The 15704-nt window shown below is 61.1% G+C and carries 10 protein-coding genes; all 10 read right to left on the reverse strand.

Annotated elements, in window-relative coordinates; translation table 11 throughout:
- Window positions 1-135 precede the first annotated feature (135 nt).
- Window positions 136-2280, reverse strand: coding sequence for an elongation factor G (gene fusA, locus Q1K29_RS11850; protein WP_300395036.1), 2145 nt, complete (start codon window positions 2278-2280; stop codon window positions 136-138).
- Window positions 2281-2329: 49 nt separating this feature from the next.
- Window positions 2330-2800: a 30S ribosomal protein S7 gene (gene rpsG / locus Q1K29_RS11855; RefSeq protein ID WP_300395039.1), complete on the reverse strand. Its 471-nt coding sequence runs from the start codon at window positions 2798-2800 to the stop codon at window positions 2330-2332.
- Between the two features lie 12 nt (window positions 2801-2812).
- Window positions 2813-3184: a 30S ribosomal protein S12 gene (gene rpsL / locus Q1K29_RS11860; protein ID WP_119377328.1), complete on the reverse strand. Its 372-nt coding sequence runs from the start codon at window positions 3182-3184 to the stop codon at window positions 2813-2815.
- Window positions 3185-3438: 254 nt separating this feature from the next.
- On the reverse strand, window positions 3439-7635 hold the full coding sequence (gene rpoC / locus Q1K29_RS11865; protein ID WP_300395044.1) for a DNA-directed RNA polymerase subunit beta': 4197 nt from the start codon (window positions 7633-7635) through the stop codon (window positions 3439-3441).
- Window positions 7636-7726: 91 nt separating this feature from the next.
- Complete coding sequence (gene rpoB / locus Q1K29_RS11870; RefSeq protein ID WP_300395046.1) at window positions 7727-11854, reverse strand: DNA-directed RNA polymerase subunit beta; 4128 nt, start codon at window positions 11852-11854, stop codon at window positions 7727-7729.
- Between the two features lie 162 nt (window positions 11855-12016).
- Window positions 12017-12397 carry a 50S ribosomal protein L7/L12 gene (gene rplL, locus Q1K29_RS11875; RefSeq protein ID WP_300395048.1) on the reverse strand — a complete coding sequence of 127 codons (381 nt, stop codon included), beginning with the start codon at window positions 12395-12397 and terminating at the stop codon, window positions 12017-12019.
- A gap of 64 nt (window positions 12398-12461) precedes the next feature.
- The gene (gene rplJ / locus Q1K29_RS11880; RefSeq protein ID WP_300395050.1) at window positions 12462-12977 is read right to left on the reverse strand and encodes a 50S ribosomal protein L10; all 516 of its coding nucleotides are present in this window, start codon (window positions 12975-12977) and stop codon (window positions 12462-12464) included.
- 423 nt (window positions 12978-13400) lie between these two features.
- Window positions 13401-14093, reverse strand: coding sequence for a 50S ribosomal protein L1 (rplA, locus tag Q1K29_RS11885; RefSeq protein ID WP_300395052.1), 693 nt, complete (start codon window positions 14091-14093; stop codon window positions 13401-13403).
- Window positions 14094-14098: 5 nt separating this feature from the next.
- Window positions 14099-14542: a 50S ribosomal protein L11 gene (gene rplK / locus Q1K29_RS11890; RefSeq protein ID WP_300395054.1), complete on the reverse strand. Its 444-nt coding sequence runs from the start codon at window positions 14540-14542 to the stop codon at window positions 14099-14101.
- Between the two features lie 205 nt (window positions 14543-14747).
- On the reverse strand, window positions 14748-15608 hold the full coding sequence (locus Q1K29_RS11895; protein ID WP_300395056.1) for a M48 family metallopeptidase: 861 nt from the start codon (window positions 15606-15608) through the stop codon (window positions 14748-14750).
- Between the last annotated feature and the right edge of the window lie 96 nt (window positions 15609-15704).

Below are 15704 nucleotides of genomic sequence, written 5' to 3' on the forward strand. Positions count from 1 at the left end.
CAATCGTGCCAATGTTTACGTGCGGCTTAGACCGCTCAAACTTTGCCTTGGCCATCGGGCCTCTCCTTCACTTCAAATCTGTCTGTTGCGTGGACCGGCGCCCGAAGGCGCCAGGCCGTTACGAGATGAAACGGCTTAGCCTGCGAGATCCTGAACGATCTTCTGGGCTTCTGCCTTCGGAACTTCCGCATAGTGGTCGAACTGCATGGTGAACTGGGCACGGCCCTGGGACATGCCACGCAGGTTGGACACATAGCCGAACATGTTCACGAGCGGCACGAAGGCGCTGATCACAACGGCGTTGCCGCGCGGATTCGAGCCCTGGATCTGGCCGCGACGCGAGTTCAAATCGCCAATGATGTCGCCCATATACTCTTCCGGCGAGATCACTTCGACCTTCATCACCGGCTCCATCAGGCGCGGATCGCCCTGGGTGCGCAGCTCACGGAAGGCCGCCCGCGATGCGATTTCGAAGGCAAGAACCGACGAGTCCACATCGTGGAATTTACCGTCAAGGAGCGTCGCCTTGAAATCGGTGACCGGGTAACCGGCGAGAAGGCCGTTTTCCTTGGCCTGCTTGAGACCCTTTTCGACGCCCGGGACATATTCCTTCGGCACGTTACCGCCGACAACCGCGCTCTCGAAAACGAAACCGGAGCCGGCTTCAAGCGGATCGAACTGGATCTTGACCTCGGCGAACTGACCGGACCCACCAGACTGCTTCTTGTGCGTGTAGGTGATTTCCGTCGGCTTGCCGAGCGCTTCACGATAGGCAACCTGCGGCTGACCGATATTGGCCTCGACCTTGAATTCGCGCTTCAGGCGGTCAACCAGGATGTCGAGGTGAAGCTCGCCCATGCCCTTCATGATCGTCTGACCGGACTCGATGTCGCTCTCGACCTTGAAGGACGGGTCTTCGGCAGCAAGGCGCGCAAGACCGGCGGACATCTTTTCCTGGTCAGCCTTCGATTTCGGCTCGACCGCGATCTCGATCACCGGATCCGGGAAAGTCATCGTCTCAAGCACGACCGGCGCGGACTTGTCGCAAAGCGTGTCGCCCGTCGTCGTTTCCTTCAGGCCAGCAAGCGCGATGATGTCGCCGGCACCGGCCCATTCGATCTCCTCGCGGGAGTTCGAGTGCATCATCATCATGCGGCCAACGCGTTCCTGCTTGCCCTTGGTCGAGTTCAGCATCGAACCGCCCTTGGCGATCGTACCGGAATAGATACGCAGGAAGGTCAGCGAGCCAACGAACGGGTCGTTCATGATCTTGAAGGCAAGACCGGAGAACGGCTCGTTGTCGTCTGCATGACGCGCAACGTTGCGGGTTTCTTCTTCGTCTTCCGGCTTGAAGCCCATATAGGCCGGCACGTCGAGCGGCCCCGGAAGATAATCGATCACGGCGTTCAGCAGCGGCTGCACACCCTTGTTCTTGAAGGCCGAGCCGCCAAGAACCGGCACGAATGCCATTTCAAGTGTGCCCTTGCGGATCAGCTCGCGAAGCTTTGCCTCGTCCGGCTCTTCGCCTTCGAGGTAGGCTTCCATGGCCTCTTCGTCCTGCTCGACAGCGAGTTCAACGAGCTCGGCGCGCATTTCCTCGGCCTTGGCCTTCAGGCTGTCGCGAACGTCGCGGACATCCCAGGACGCGCCGAGGTCGGAGCCTTCCCAGACCCATTCCTTCATGGTGATCAGGTCGACCACACCCTCGAGCTCGGTTTCAGAACCGATCGGCAGCTGGATCGGCGCCGGCGTTGCACCGGTGCGCTCCTTGATCATCTTGACGCAGTTGAAGAAGTCGGCGCCGGTCTTGTCCATCTTGTTGACGAACACGATACGCGGAACTTCGTAGCGGTCAGCCTGACGCCACACGGTCTCGGTTTGCGGCTCAACACCGGCATTGGCATCGAGAACGCAGACAGCACCGTCGAGCACGGCCAGCGAACGCTCGACTTCGATGGTGAAGTCAACGTGTCCGGGCGTATCGATGATGTTGAAGCGGAACTTCGCTTCCTGGGGCGTTTCGCCATAGATACCGGTCGGGTTCTTGCCGTCTTCGGTGCGGAACCAGAAGGTCGTCGTGGCAGCAGAGGTAATCGTGATGCCGCGTTCCTGCTCCTGCTCCATCCAGTCCATCGTGGCGGCGCCGTCATGGACTTCGCCGATCTTGTGGGACTTGCCGGTGTAGAAGAGGATGCGCTCGGTGCAGGTCGTCTTGCCGGCATCGATGTGGGCCATGATGCCGAAGTTACGATAGCGCTCCAGCGTATATTCGCGGGCCATGGGAATTACCTTTGTTGTCTGGTTCCGGGAGGAGGAACGATAAGTTGGCTTACCAGCGGTAGTGTGAGAAGGCGCGGTTGGCCTCAGCCATGCGGTGCGTGTCTTCACGCTTCTTCACAGCGGAGCCACGGCCCTGCGAGGCATCGAGCAGCTCGCCGGCGAGGCGTTCGCGCATCGTGTTCTCGTTGCGGGAGCTGGCAGCAGCGGCGAGCCAGCGGATGGCCAGAGCCTGGCGACGCTCGGGACGAACCTCGACCGGCACCTGATAGGTCGCACCACCAACACGGCGCGAACGGACTTCGACGGCCGGGGAGATGGCCTCAAGGGCGGAGTGGAACACTTCCACCGGGTCCTTGCTGGCCTTGTTCTCGACAAGGTCGAAGGCGCCGTAGACGATGCGCTCGGCGGTCGATTTCTTACCGTCCTGCATGATCTGGTTCATGAACTTCGAGATGACGATGTCTTTGAACTTCGGATCCGGCAGGACCTGGCGTTTCTCGGCGCGGTGACGACGTGACATGGATGGAGACCCTTATTTCGGTTTCTTCACGCCGTAATGCGAGCGGCGTTGCTTACGGTTCTTGACGCCCTGCGTATCGAGGACACCACGCAGGATGTGATAGCGCACACCCGGAAGGTCTTTCACGCGGCCACCACGGATCAGGACCACGGAGTGCTCCTGCAGGTTGTGGCCTTCGCCCGGGATGTAACAGAGCGATTCAAACCCGGAGGTCAGGCGGACCTTGGCCACCTTACGAAGGGCCGAGTTCGGCTTCTTCGGCGTCGTTGTGTAGACGCGGGTGCAAACACCGCGACGTTGCGGGTTACCCTTGAGGGCCGGGGTCTTGGACCGCGCGGGCTTGGGCTTGCGCGGATTGCGGATCAGTTGCTGAATCGTGGGCATGAGGGCCTTTTAACTACTTTCTTACATGGCCCCATCGGACCAGTTCAAACCAAGATAGTCCGACTGGGCCATTCCTGACCCTGTCGGACCACCAATTCCGTACTAAGCCGGCTCAGCGGCACCTATTCCGGGCCGCTGGAAGCCATCACAACGGATGACCTCAGCCAGCGTTCGGCGCGTGTTAAGACCCTGTGCCCGTCCCGTCAAGTCTCGCTGATGGTGCGGGCTGCGATCAGGGCCTCTCCACTGCACTTCTATTCTGCCGCGTCGGGCGCTGGCAGCGCTGCAGCAGCTTCTTCTGCCGCCTGGCGCCGCTTCGCACGCAGCTTGGTATCGCGCTGTGCCGCAATGCGGCGGAAGTTGCGCATACCGCCACCGGTACCCGCCGGAATGAGGCGGCCGACGATGACGTTCTCCTTGAGGCCTTCCAGCGTATCAACCTTGCCCTGAAGGGCGGCTTCGGTCAGCACGCGGGTCGTCTCCTGGAAGGAGGCCGCCGAGATGAAGCTGCGGGTCTGCAGCGACGCCTTGGTGATGCCGAGAAGCACCGGAACACCGGACGCTTCGCGCTGGTCCTGCTTGCGGGACCGGCGCACGGTAGCATTGGCCTCTTCCAGCTCCAGAAGCTCGACATGCTCGCCCTTGAGCAGCGTTGTCGTACCGGGATCTGTGATCTCGATCTTCTGCAGCATCTGCCGGACAACCACTTCAATGTGCTTGTCGTTGATCGGCACGCCCTGCAGACGGTACACCTTCTGGACCTCGTCGACGAGATAGTTGGCGAGAGCCTCGATCCCGAGCGATGCCAGGATGTCCTGGGGCGCCGGGTTGCCATCGACCAGATACTCGCCGCGACGGATGAAGTCGCCATCCTGGAAGGAGATACGCTTGTTCTTCGGCACGAGGTACTCGACCGCGTCTGCGCCCTCTTCTTCCGGAATGATCGCGATCTTACGCTTGTTCTTGTAATCGCGGAGATACGAGACACGCCCGTCAATATCGGCGATGACCGCATTGTCCTTCGGACGGCGGGCTTCGAAGAGTTCGGCAACACGCGGCAGACCACCGGTGATGTCCTTGGTCTTCGCCCCGCCCGTTGCGGTCCGCGCAAGGCTGTCGCCCGGGCCGATCTCGTCGCCATCATTCATCGAGAGGATCGCCCCCGGTGAGAGAAGGTAACGGGCCTCGGTGCCGTTCGGCAGCGTCTTGGCTTCGCCCTTCTCATCGGTGATGAGGACGGCCGGACGCAGGTCGTTACCCTTGCTGCCGCGATAATCGACAATGACGCGGGACGAGATGCCCGTGGCTTCGTCGGTCTCGTCGCGGGCCGTCATGCCGTCGACAACGTCGATCAGCTTGGCTGTACCGGCAATTTCCGAGACCAGCGGCTGTGCGAACGGATCCCAGTCGGCGAGCTTGTCGCCGGCCTTCACCTTGGCATTGTCCTTCACGTGCAGGCGCGTGCCGTAGCCAGGCTTGAAGGTCTGGCGGGTGCGCCCGTCTGCGTCGATGACGGAGACAGACATCTGACGGCCAACGACCACCAGCGTCTTGTCATTCCGGGTCACGGTTTCGGCGTTCTCGAACTTGATCTTGCCTTCAAAGGCAGATTCCACCGACGAGTCCTCGGCAACCGTTGCCGCACCACCAATGTGGAAGGTCCGCATGGTAAGCTGCGTGCCCGGCTCGCCGATCGACTGCGCTGCGATGACACCGACGGCCTCGCCGCGGTTGACGATCGTGCCGCGTGCCAGGTCACGGCCATAGCAGGCCACACAGACGCCGGTCTTGGTTTCGCAGGTGAGCGGGGACCGGACCTTGATCTCATCGACACCGGCCTCCTCGATCGCGAGCGAAAGCGCTTCGTCGAGATAGGTGTTGGCCGGGCAGATCAGTTCGTCGGTCTTCGGGTTCTTCACATCCTCGCCGGTGGTCCGGCCAAGGATACGCTCCGACAGCGGAACGACGACATCGGCGCCTTCCATGACGGCCCCGAGCTGGATGCCCTGCTCGGTCCCGCAATCGTCTTCGACGATGATACAGTCCTGGGCAACGTCGACGAGACGGCGGGTGAGATAACCGGAGTTTGCGGTCTTCAGAGCCGTATCGGCGAGGCCCTTCCGGGCACCGTGGGTCGAGTTGAAGTATTCAAGAACGGTCAGGCCTTCCTTGAAGTTCGACACAATCGGCGTCTCGATGATCTCGCCGGACGGCTTGGCCATCAGGCCGCGCATACCAGCCAGCTGCTTCATCTGGTTCTTGGAACCACGCGCACCGGAGTGAGCCATCATGAAGACCGAGTTGGTTTCCGCCGTGCGGCCGGTTTTCTTGTCGACCTCTGCCTCACCAGCGACGTCCATCATCGCATCAGCGACCTTGTCGGTACAGGTCGACCAGGCGTCGACCACCTTGTTGTACTTCTCGCCACGCGTGATCAGGCCTTCGGCATACTGACGCTCATACTCGGACACTTGCGCCCGCGTATCCTCGACCAGTTTCGCCTTGGCAGCCGGGATTTTCATGTCGTCCTTGCCGAACGAGATGCCTGCCTTGCAGGCCTCGCGGAAGCCAAGCTCCATGAGCTTGTCACAGAAGATGACCGTCGCCTTCTGACCGCAGTTCCGGTAGACCTCGTCGATCAGCTTGGAGATCGCCTTCTTGGTCATCAGATCGTTGACGGTCTCCGGACGCATGCCCTTCATCTTCGGCAGAAGCGAAGCGATCATGTAACGGCCCGGCGTCGTGTCGATGACGCGGATTTCTTCATTGCCTTCTTCATCAACGCCCTCGAAGCGGGCCTTGATCTTGGCGTGCAGCGAAAGCTTGCCGCTTTGCAGGGCATGCTCGAGCTCGGCAACGTCGGAAATCGCCATGCCTTCGCCCTGCTCACCATCCTTGTCGAGCGACAGGTAGTAGAGGCCGAGGACGATATCCTGGGACGGCACGATGATCGGCTTGCCGTTTGCCGGCGACAGGATGTTGTTCGTCGACATCATCAGCACGCGGGCTTCCAGCTGGGCTTCCAGCGAAAGCGGCACGTGGACAGCCATTTGGTCGCCGTCGAAGTCGGCGTTGAAGGCGGCACAGACCAGCGGGTGGAGCTGGATGGCCTTGCCTTCGATCAGCTTCGGCTCGAAAGCCTGGATGCCGAGACGGTGCAGCGTCGGCGCACGGTTCAGCATGACCGGGTGCTCACGGATGACCTCTTCGAGGATATCCCAGACTTCCGGCTTTTCCTTCTCGACGAGCTTCTTCGCCGCCTTCACCGTACCGGCGAGGCCCTTGGCGTCGAGACGCGCATAGATGAACGGCTTGAACAGCTCGAGCGCCATCTTCTTCGGCAGGCCGCACTCGTGCAGCTTCATGTTCGGGCCAACCACGATGACCGACCGGCCGGAATAGTCGACGCGCTTGCCGAGCAGGTTCTGGCGGAAACGGCCGTGCTTGCCTTTCAGCATGTCGGACAGCGACTTCAGCGGACGCTTGTTGGTGCCCGTGATGACACGGCCACGGCGGCCATTGTCGAACAGGGCATCAACGGATTCCTGCAGCATCCGCTTCTCGTTACGGATGATGATGTCCGGCGCGCGAAGCTCCATCAGGCGCTTCAGGCGGTTGTTCCGGTTGATCACGCGGCGATAGAGGTCGTTCAGGTCGGAGGTCGCGAAGCGGCCACCGTCCAGCGGGACGAGCGGGCGCAGGTCCGGCGGAATGACCGGGACGATCGTCATGATCATCCATTCCGGCTTCGCGCCGGAGGCCAGGAAGGCCTCGACGACTTTCAGCCGCTTGGAATATTTCTTGGTCTTCAGCTCGCTGGTCGACTCCGCGAGGTCTTCGCGAAGCTGGTCAGCCAGCGCGTTAAGGTCGAGGGCGCGCAGCAGCTCACGGACAGCCTCTGCACCGATCATCGCGGTGAAGGCGTCCTCGCCGTGCTCGTCCTGGGCTTCCATATACTCTTCTTCAGTGAGCAGCTGGTTCGGCTCGAGCGGGGTCAGGCCCGGCTCGATGACGACATAGCTCTCGAAGTAAAGCACGCGCTCGACATCTTTCAGCGCCATGTCGAGCAGCGTCGAGATGCGGCTCGGAAGCGATTTCAGGAACCAGATATGCGCAACCGGTGCGGCGAGCTCGATATGGCCCATCCGCTCGCGGCGGACCTTGGCGAGCGTCACTTCCACACCGCACTTCTCGCAGACAATGCCGCGATACTTGATGCGCTTATACTTACCGCAAAGGCACTCATAGTCCTTTATCGGGCCGAAGATGCGGGCACAGAACAGGCCTTCGCGCTCCGGCTTGAAGGTCCGGTAGTTGATGGTTTCCGGCTTCTTGATCTCGCCGGATGACCAGGACCGGATCTTCTCCGGGCTGGCAATGGAAATCTTGATCGCCTCGAAGCTCGTGGCTGGGGCGTTCTGGTTGAAGATGCTGGTGACGTCTTGGCGCATATTTTCCGCTCCTCGGGAGGGGTGGCCGGGATATCCCCGGCCGGGATAAAGTCAGTCGTCTCTACTCGACACGAAATTGCCTGATGGCAGCCTATTCGGCTGCCACCGGCGGTTCATCGTCATCATCATTGGCTTCGATCAGTTCGACGTTCAGGCCAAGCGAGCGCATTTCCTTCACGAGCACGTTGAAGCTCTCCGGAATGCCGGCCTCGAAGGTGTCGTCGCCGCGGACGATCGCTTCGTAGACCTTGGCGCGGCCCGCCGTGTCGTCCGACTTCACGGTCAGCATTTCCTGCAGCGTGTAGGCGGCACCATAGGCTTCCAGGGCCCAGACCTCCATCTCGCCGAAGCGCTGGCCACCGAACTGGGCCTTGCCGCCCAGCGGTTGCTGCGTGACGAGCGAGTACGGACCGGTGGAACGGGCGTGGATCTTCTCGTCCACCAAGTGGTGGAGCTTGAGGAGATACTTGTAGCCCACCGTGACCTGGCGCTTGAACGCCTCGCCGGTACGACCGTCGAACAGGGTGACCTGACCGGAAGAGTCCAGGCCTGCACGCTCCAGCATTTCCACGATGTCCGCTTCGCGGGCACCATCGAAGACCGGCGTCGCAATCGGGACACCGTTGCCGAGGTTGGAGGCCAGCTCGACGACTTCCTCGTCGGTCTCCGGCAGTTCCTGGCCATCGCCATAAACCGTGCTGATCGCCTCACGCAGCGCCTTGTTGTCGTGGTTTGCATTCCACTCATCAAGCGCGTTCTGGACCATGCGGCCAAGGCCGTTGGAGGCCCAGCCCATATGGGTCTCGAGAATCTGACCGACGTTCATCCGCGACGGCACGCCGAGCGGGTTGAGAACGATGTCGACAGGCGTGCCATCCTCAAGGAAAGGCATGTCTTCGGCCGGGTTGATCTTGGAGATCACACCCTTGTTGCCGTGACGGCCGGCCATCTTGTCGCCCGGCTGCAGCTTGCGCTTAACAGCGAGGAAGACCTTCACGACCTTCATCACGCCCGGCGGCAGGTCGTCGCCACGCTGGACCTTGTCGACCTTGTCGTTGAAGCGGGCTTCCAGCTCACGCAGGGACTCATCGAAACGGCTCTGAAGCTGGTCGAGTTCGCCCTGGGCCTTTTCGGACTTCAGCGCGATTTCCCACCACATGCTCTGGCGCAGCTCTTCAAGGGACGCTTCGGTGATCTTGCCGGCCTTGAAGCCTTTCGGGCCCGCCGCAGCGTCCTTGCCGACCAGCAGTTCCTTCAGGCGCGCAAAGGTGTTGCGCTCGAGGATGTTCTGCTCGTCTTCCTTGTCTTCCTGCAGCTGCTCGATCTGCTCGCGCTCGATCTGCAGAGCACGCTGGTCCTTGTCGATGCCGTGCCGGTTGAAGACACGGACCTCGACCACCGTACCGGCGCCGCCCGGAGGCACACGCAGGGAGGTGTCGCGGACATCGGATGCCTTTTCACCGAAGATGGCGCGCAGAAGCTTTTCTTCCGGCGTCATCGGGCTTTCGCCCTTCGGCGTGACCTTGCCGACCAGGATGTCGCCAGCCTTCACTTCAGCACCGACGGCAACGATGCCGGCTTCGTCGAGGTTACGCAGGGCTTCCTCGCCGACATTCGGAATGTCACGCGTGATCTCTTCCGGGCCGAGCTTGGTGTCGCGGGCAGCGATCTCATACTCTTCGAGGTGGATCGAGGTGAAGACATCGTCTTTCACGATCCGCTCGGAGATGAGGATCGAGTCCTCGAAGTTGTAGCCATTCCACGGCATGAACGCGACGAGCACGTTGCGGCCGAGCGCCAGTTCACCGAGATCGGTGGACGGGCCGTCCGCAATGATGTCGCCCTGCGTCACCGCATCGCCCACGCGCACAATCGGGCGCTGGTTGATGCAGGAGTTCTGGTTCGACCGGCGGAACTTGGCGAGGCGATAGATGTCGACACCCGACGCAGCGGAGTCGATGTCCTCGGTGGCGCGAACCACGATGCGGGTCGCATCGACCTGCTCGATGACGCCAGCCCGGCGGGCAACGACTGCAGCACGGCTGTCGCGCGCCACAACCGATTCCATACCCGTGCCAACAAACGGCGCTTCCGACTTCACAAGCGGCACCGCCTGGCGCTGCATGTTCGAGCCCATCAGGGCGCGGTTGGCGTCGTCATTTTCCAGGAAAGGAATGAGGGCCGCAGCGACCGAAACAACCTGCTTCGGCGACACGTCCATATATTCGACTTCCTCGCGCGGAACGAGCGTCGCTTCGCCGTTGACGCGGGCGTTGACGAATTCGTTCTCCAGCTCGCCATTGTCGGTGACCGTGGCGTTCGCCTGGGCGATCGCATAGCGGTGCTCTTCCATGGCGGAGAGATAGACGACCTCATCGCTCAGCTTGCCCTTCTCGACCTTGCGGTACGGGCTTTCGATGAAGCCGTACTTGTTCACGCGGGCATGCGTAGCGAGCGAGTTGATCAGGCCGATATTCGGGCCTTCAGGCGTCTCAATCGGACAGATCCGGCCATAGTGGGTCGGGTGCACGTCGCGGACTTCGAAGCCAGCACGCTCACGCGTAAGACCGCCCGGGCCGAGCGCCGAAAGACGACGCTTGTGGGTGATCTCGGACAGCGGGTTGGTCTGGTCCATGAACTGCGACAGCTGCGAGGAGCCGAAGAATTCGCGCACAGAGGCCACAACCGGCTTCGCATTGATCAGGTCATGCGGCATCACCGTGTCGATATCGACCGAGGACATGCGCTCCTTGATGGCGCGCTCCATGCGGACAAGACCGATGCGGTAGTTGTTTTCCATCAGCTCGCCGACAGAACGGACGCGGCGGTTGCCGAGGTTGTCGATGTCATCGACTTCGCCCTTGCCGTCCTTCAGGTCGAGGATGACCTTCATGACGCCAACAATGTCTTCCTTGCGGAGAATGCGGGTCGTGTCTTCGGCCTCTTCATAGTCCTCGAGGGCCATGTTGAGGCGCATGTTCATCTTCACACGGCCAACCGCGGACAGGTCATACCGCTCGCCATCGAAGAAGAGCTGGTTGAACAGCGCATCGGCAGCTTCCTGCGTCGGCGGCTCACCCGGGCGCATGACGCGATAGATGTCGGAGAGCGCCTCGAAGCGGGTCTCGTTCTTGTCGGCCTTGAGCGTGTTGCGCAACCACGGGCCACGATCAGCGCCATCGATGTTGAGGATCTCGATCGATTTGTGGCCCTGCTCGCGCAGTTCCGCGACCAGTTCTTCCTCGATCAGGTCGCCGGCCTCGCCGAAGATCTCGCCGGTTTCCTTGTTGACGATGTCACGGCCGAGGAACTTGCCTTCGAGCGCCGTCGACGGAACGAGCAGCTCGTCGGTACCGCCTTCGGCGATGCGCTTGGCCGCCAGAGCGGTGATCTTGCGGCCGGCCGGAGCAACGACCTTGCCGGACTTGGCGTCGACCAGATCGAAATCAGGCTTCTGACCCTTCCAGGCCTCGGCGCGGAACCCTGTGATCCAGCCCTTCTTGTCCAGGCGGTAGACAGAGCGGGTGTAGAACAGGTCGATGATTTCGTCGGTGTCGTAGCCGAGCGCATAGAGCATCGTCGTCGCCGGAAGCTTGCGCTTGCGGTCGATGCGGATGTTCAGGATGTCCTTGGCGTCAAATTCGAAGTCGAGCCAGGAGCCACGGTAAGGAATGATGCGGGCCGCAAACAGCAGCTTGCCGGAGGAGTGCGTCTTGCCACGGTCGTGGTCGAAGAAGACACCCGGAGACCGGTGCATCTGGGAGACGATGACACGCTCGGTGCCGTTGACGATGAAGGTGCCCTTGTCGGTCATCAGCGGAATGTCGCCGAGATAGACCTCCTGTTCCTTCACCTCCTTGATTGACTTGGCGCCCGTGTCTTCGTCGACGTCGAAAACGACCAGCTGCAGCCGCACTTTCAGCGGCGCTGCATAGGTCATATCACGCTGCATGCACTCCTGCATGTCGAATTTGGGCTGCTCGAACTCGTACGAAACGTATTCGAGGGTTGCGCGCTCGTTGAAATCAACGATCGGGAATACGCTTTTAAAGACACCGCCAAGGCCATCATCGGTCCGCTCCGCGAGCGCCGTGTGCATCTGCAGGAAATGCTCGTAGGAGGAGCGCTGCACTTCGATGAGGTTTGGCATGTCGATGGCTTCGGGAATACGACCGAAGGATTTGCGGATACGTTTTTTTTCCGTGAAAGAAAGAGCCATCTCTTGTTCCGTTTCTTGCCGCGCCGGCCAGGGGGACGACCTGCGGCTTGCCACCTGAAACGCGAGCACGCGGCAGGGCCAGAAAGACCCCGCCGCGCATGTAATCTACAGAAATTGCGCCTCGCGCAGACGCAACCCCTTCATAAAGCAAGCCGTGTGGGCTTACTTGACTTCGACCTTGGCGCCAGCTTCTTCGAACTTCTTCTTGAGTTCTTCTGCTTCGTCCTTGGAAACGCCTTCCTTGATCGGCTTCGGAGCGCCTTCGACGAGCTCCTTGGCTTCTTTCAGGCCCAGGCCGGATACGACTTCGCGCACGACCTTAATGACGTTGATTTTCTTGTCGCCGCCATCGGTAAGAATGACGTCAAATTCGTCTTTCTCTTCAGCTGCAGCGCCACCGGCGTCGCCGCCGCCAGCCGGGCCAGCAACAGCAACAGCTGCCGCAGCCTTGATGCCGCGCTCTTCGAGGTAATCGTTGAGCTCTTTAGCTTCGAGAACGGTGAGACCGAGAAGTTCGTCACCGAGTTTTGCAATATCTGCCATTTGTCTGATCGACTTTCTGTATTGAGTTCAGAGGTGTTCTGGTTTCGCGTTGACTGTTTGACGTCTAGGCCGCTGCCTGCTCGCCGATGGCGTTGATCGCACCAGCAAGGTTCTGACCCGGCGCATTGATGCGCTGAGCAACCTGGCTGGCCTGACCGGTCAGGCGGGCAACAATGGTCGCAATCATCTCTTCGCGCGATGGCATCTTCGACAGCGCTTCCACGCCGGCGCCGTCCATCACTTCGGCACCCATAACGGCACCGACGAGCTTCAGCTTGTCATTGTCCTTGGCAAATGCAGCGGTTGCTTTCGCGGCGACCGTCGGGTCCTCCGCATAGGCAATCGCCACCTGGCCAGAAAAAAGGTCCGTTGCCGCATCGCCGCCCTTACCCTTGAGGGCAATCTTGGCAATCCGGTTCTTGACCACTTTGAGTCGCCCACCCTGCTCTCTGAGCTTGGTACGCAACCCCGTCATTTCCGCAACGCTCAAACCGGTATAATGCGTGACGACCACTGCACCGGAATTCTCGAAGACTTCTTCGAGCTCCGCGAGTGACGCCTGCTTTCCAGCTCTATCCATTACGGTTCTCCAGTTAAGGCGTCCGGCCCATCCGGGCGCCCGGGAATTCGCCTTTGATGGCAGTAATTGCCACCTCCAGCGCCTGCCCAGGGCCTGGCGAAACCAAACTGAACAGAGCGTCGCTCCGGACAGCCTCTAACCTCGCCTCACCCCGTCTATCATGGGACTTATGTGCCTGACGGCACACCCATGGTCTTGGACAGGAAAACGGGAGGCCGCCGAATAATGTCGGTGAACTCCCGTCGAGCCGAGCCTGTTAACGTGTTATCCACGGCGTCGCAACCCCTCGCCAACAGAAAATGTCATCCCGGCGGGGTTGCTCTACGCTGATCGGAAAAAGCTACCCTGAATCCTGCCGAAAAGCAAACACCCGGGCCGTTTGGCCCGGGTGCAAGCAGTGCATCAATTCGGTGTGATGACGATCTAGGCGATCGCTTCCGCCGTATCGACCTGGACGCCGGGGCCCATGGTCGAGGACAGGGCCACGCGCTTTACGTAGGTGCCCTTGGCACCCGACGGGCGGGCCTTGACCAGCGCGCCGAGGAACGCCTTGAAGTTCTTCTCGAGGTCAGCCTCGCTGAAGCTCGCCTTGCCGATGCCGGCATGCACGATGCCCATCTTCTCGACGCGGAACTCAACGGAGCCGCCCTTGGCGTCCTTGACGGCCTGGGCGACGTTCGGCGTGACCGTACCGACCTTCGGGTTCGGCATCAGGCCGCGCGGGCCGAGCACCTTACCGAGACGGCCGACAACAGCCATCATGTCCGGGGACGCGATGACGCGGTCGAAGTCCATCATGCCGCCCTGGATCTGTTCCATCAGATCCTCGGCGCCAACGATGTCCGCCCCGGCTTCCTTGGCTTCCTCAGCCTTGGCGTCGCGAGCGAAGACCGCAACGCGGACGCTCTTGCCGGTGCCGGACGGCATGGTGACCATGCCGCGGACCATCTGGTCGGCATATTTCGGATCAACACCCAGATTGACGGCAACCTCGATGGTCTCGTCGAACTTTGCGTTGGCGTTGGACTTCACCAGCTTGATTGCATCGGCGACACCGTAGGTCTCGGTGGCCTCAACATTAGCAATGGCTGCGCGATAACGTTTTCCGTGTGCCATTTATCTCACCCCACCACGTCGAGACCCATGGAGCGCGCCGAGCCTTTGATGATCTCGGTTGCTGCATCCAGGTCGGTTGCGTTCAGGTCTACCATCTTCGTCTCGGCGATCTCGCGGCACTGGGCCACAGTCACCTTGCCGGCGACGTCCTTGCCAGGCTGCTTGGCACCGGAGTTCGGCTTGCCGATCTTGAGGCCGGCAGCCTTCTTCAGCAGCACGCTCGCCGGCGGCGTCTTGGTGATGAAGGTAAAGGACTTGTCCTGGTAATAGTCGATCACGACAGGGATCGGCAGGCCCTTCTCCATCTTCTCGGTCTTCGCGTTGAAGGCCTTGCAGAATTCCATGATGTTGATGCCGCGCTGACCGAGCGCAGGACCAACTGGAGGAGACGGGTTGGCCGCACCGGCCGGGATCTGGAGCTTGAGCTGCCCCAGCAGTTTCTTCGCCATGATATCCTCTCTGGCTGTTAAGTGGCCGGTGGTCTTTCGATCCGGCCGCCGTTTCTAGAGGTCCTGTGGTGCAGCCTGGCGATGGTCTTGGTCCGCCAGCACTTTCCACAGGGGTCGCCCCTTGGAGCGAAGGGCGCGATACACACGAAAAGACCCGGCAGGTCAAGCCCGCCGGGTCAGTGCTGTTTCATCCTCCGCGCGGGGATCACATCAGGGCGTAACCCCTGGCATTGATGTACTGGCGCAGGGCATCGATCCGTGTCGACGGGTGCGGGTGGGTCGACAGGAATTCAGGTTGGCGGGCCGAGGAGGCATTGGCATCCATGACCTCCCACAGGCGTACGGCCTGGGTCACGTCATAGCCAGCTTCGTGCATGTAGTCGACGCCGGCCTTGTCGGCTTCGAGTTCGCTTTGACGGCTGTAAGGCAGGATCACGCCGAACTGGACCGCTGCGCCGCCCAGGGCAGCCACGGCGCCGCCATACTGGTTCATCGTTTCCGACGAGGAGAGCGCGACCTGGCCGGCTGCCAGAGCACCCTGCGCCAGCATTTGGCGCGACATACGGCGATTGGCATGGCGATAGACCGTGTGGCCGACCTCGTGGCCAAGCACCGAGCTCAGCTGGTCGTCATTCTCCACAAGTTCGACAATGCCGCGATACACGCCAACCCGGTTGCCCGGCATCACGAAGGCGTTGACATCATCGGTATCGAAGACCGCGACGTCCCATTGCTCGCCCGCTTTCGGCGTTGCCTGCTCGACCCGGCTCCAGATGTTCAGGACCCGGTTCTTCATCCGGGAGTTGCCGGTCTGGGGTGTCTGGGACTTCAGGTCAGTCCAGGCAGTCGCAGCCATGGAGGCAATCTGTTGCTCGCCCATGAAGGCCAGCTCCGTCTGGCCGGTATAGGGATTGGTCGTGCAGCTCGACAGGACCGGGAAAACGCTGCCCGCCGCGAGACCTGAAATGATCGCCCGGCGCGAGAGGTTGACCCTTGGCGCATCCCGCAACAGCTCGCCATCAATCTCGACGCGCTCTGCATCCTCGAAGTTCAGCTCATTCGCCATGGTTACCTCCTTGTGGCATGTCTTATCCTGCCATGATTAACCCCGAAACATAAGTTTGGTTCGAGAGGGATATGGCCCAACGCGGCTGAACCCAGA

The sequence above is a fragment of the Henriciella sp. genome, assembly GCF_029937755.1.
In the GTDB taxonomy this organism is placed as follows: Bacteria; Pseudomonadota; Alphaproteobacteria; order Caulobacterales; family Hyphomonadaceae; genus Henriciella.

Bases quoted from the DNA above. Each gene is read 5' to 3' on its own strand.
- Q1K29_RS11895 (WP_300395056.1), bottom strand. From the start codon at position 15,608: ATGGCGAATGAGCTGAACTTCGAGGATGCAGAGCGCGTCGAGATTGAT.
- rpsL (WP_119377328.1), bottom strand. From the start codon at position 3,184: ATGCCCACGATTCAGCAACTGATCCGCAATCCGCGCAAGCCCAAGCCC.
- rplL (WP_300395048.1), bottom strand. From the start codon at position 12,397: ATGGCAGATATTGCAAAACTCGGTGACGAACTTCTCGGTCTCACCGTT.
- rpoB (WP_300395046.1), bottom strand. From the start codon at position 11,854: ATGGCTCTTTCTTTCACGGAAAAAAAACGTATCCGCAAATCCTTCGGT.
- rplK (WP_300395054.1), bottom strand. From the start codon at position 14,542: ATGGCGAAGAAACTGCTGGGGCAGCTCAAGCTCCAGATCCCGGCCGGT.
- rpsG (WP_300395039.1), bottom strand. From the start codon at position 2,800: ATGTCACGTCGTCACCGCGCCGAGAAACGCCAGGTCCTGCCGGATCCG.
- rplA (WP_300395052.1), bottom strand. From the start codon at position 14,093: ATGGCACACGGAAAACGTTATCGCGCAGCCATTGCTAATGTTGAGGCC.
- fusA (WP_300395036.1), bottom strand. From the start codon at position 2,280: ATGGCCCGCGAATATACGCTGGAGCGCTATCGTAACTTCGGCATCATG.
- rpoC (WP_300395044.1), bottom strand. From the start codon at position 7,635: ATGCGCCAAGACGTCACCAGCATCTTCAACCAGAACGCCCCAGCCACG.
- rplJ (WP_300395050.1), bottom strand. From the start codon at position 12,977: ATGGATAGAGCTGGAAAGCAGGCGTCACTCGCGGAGCTCGAAGAAGTC.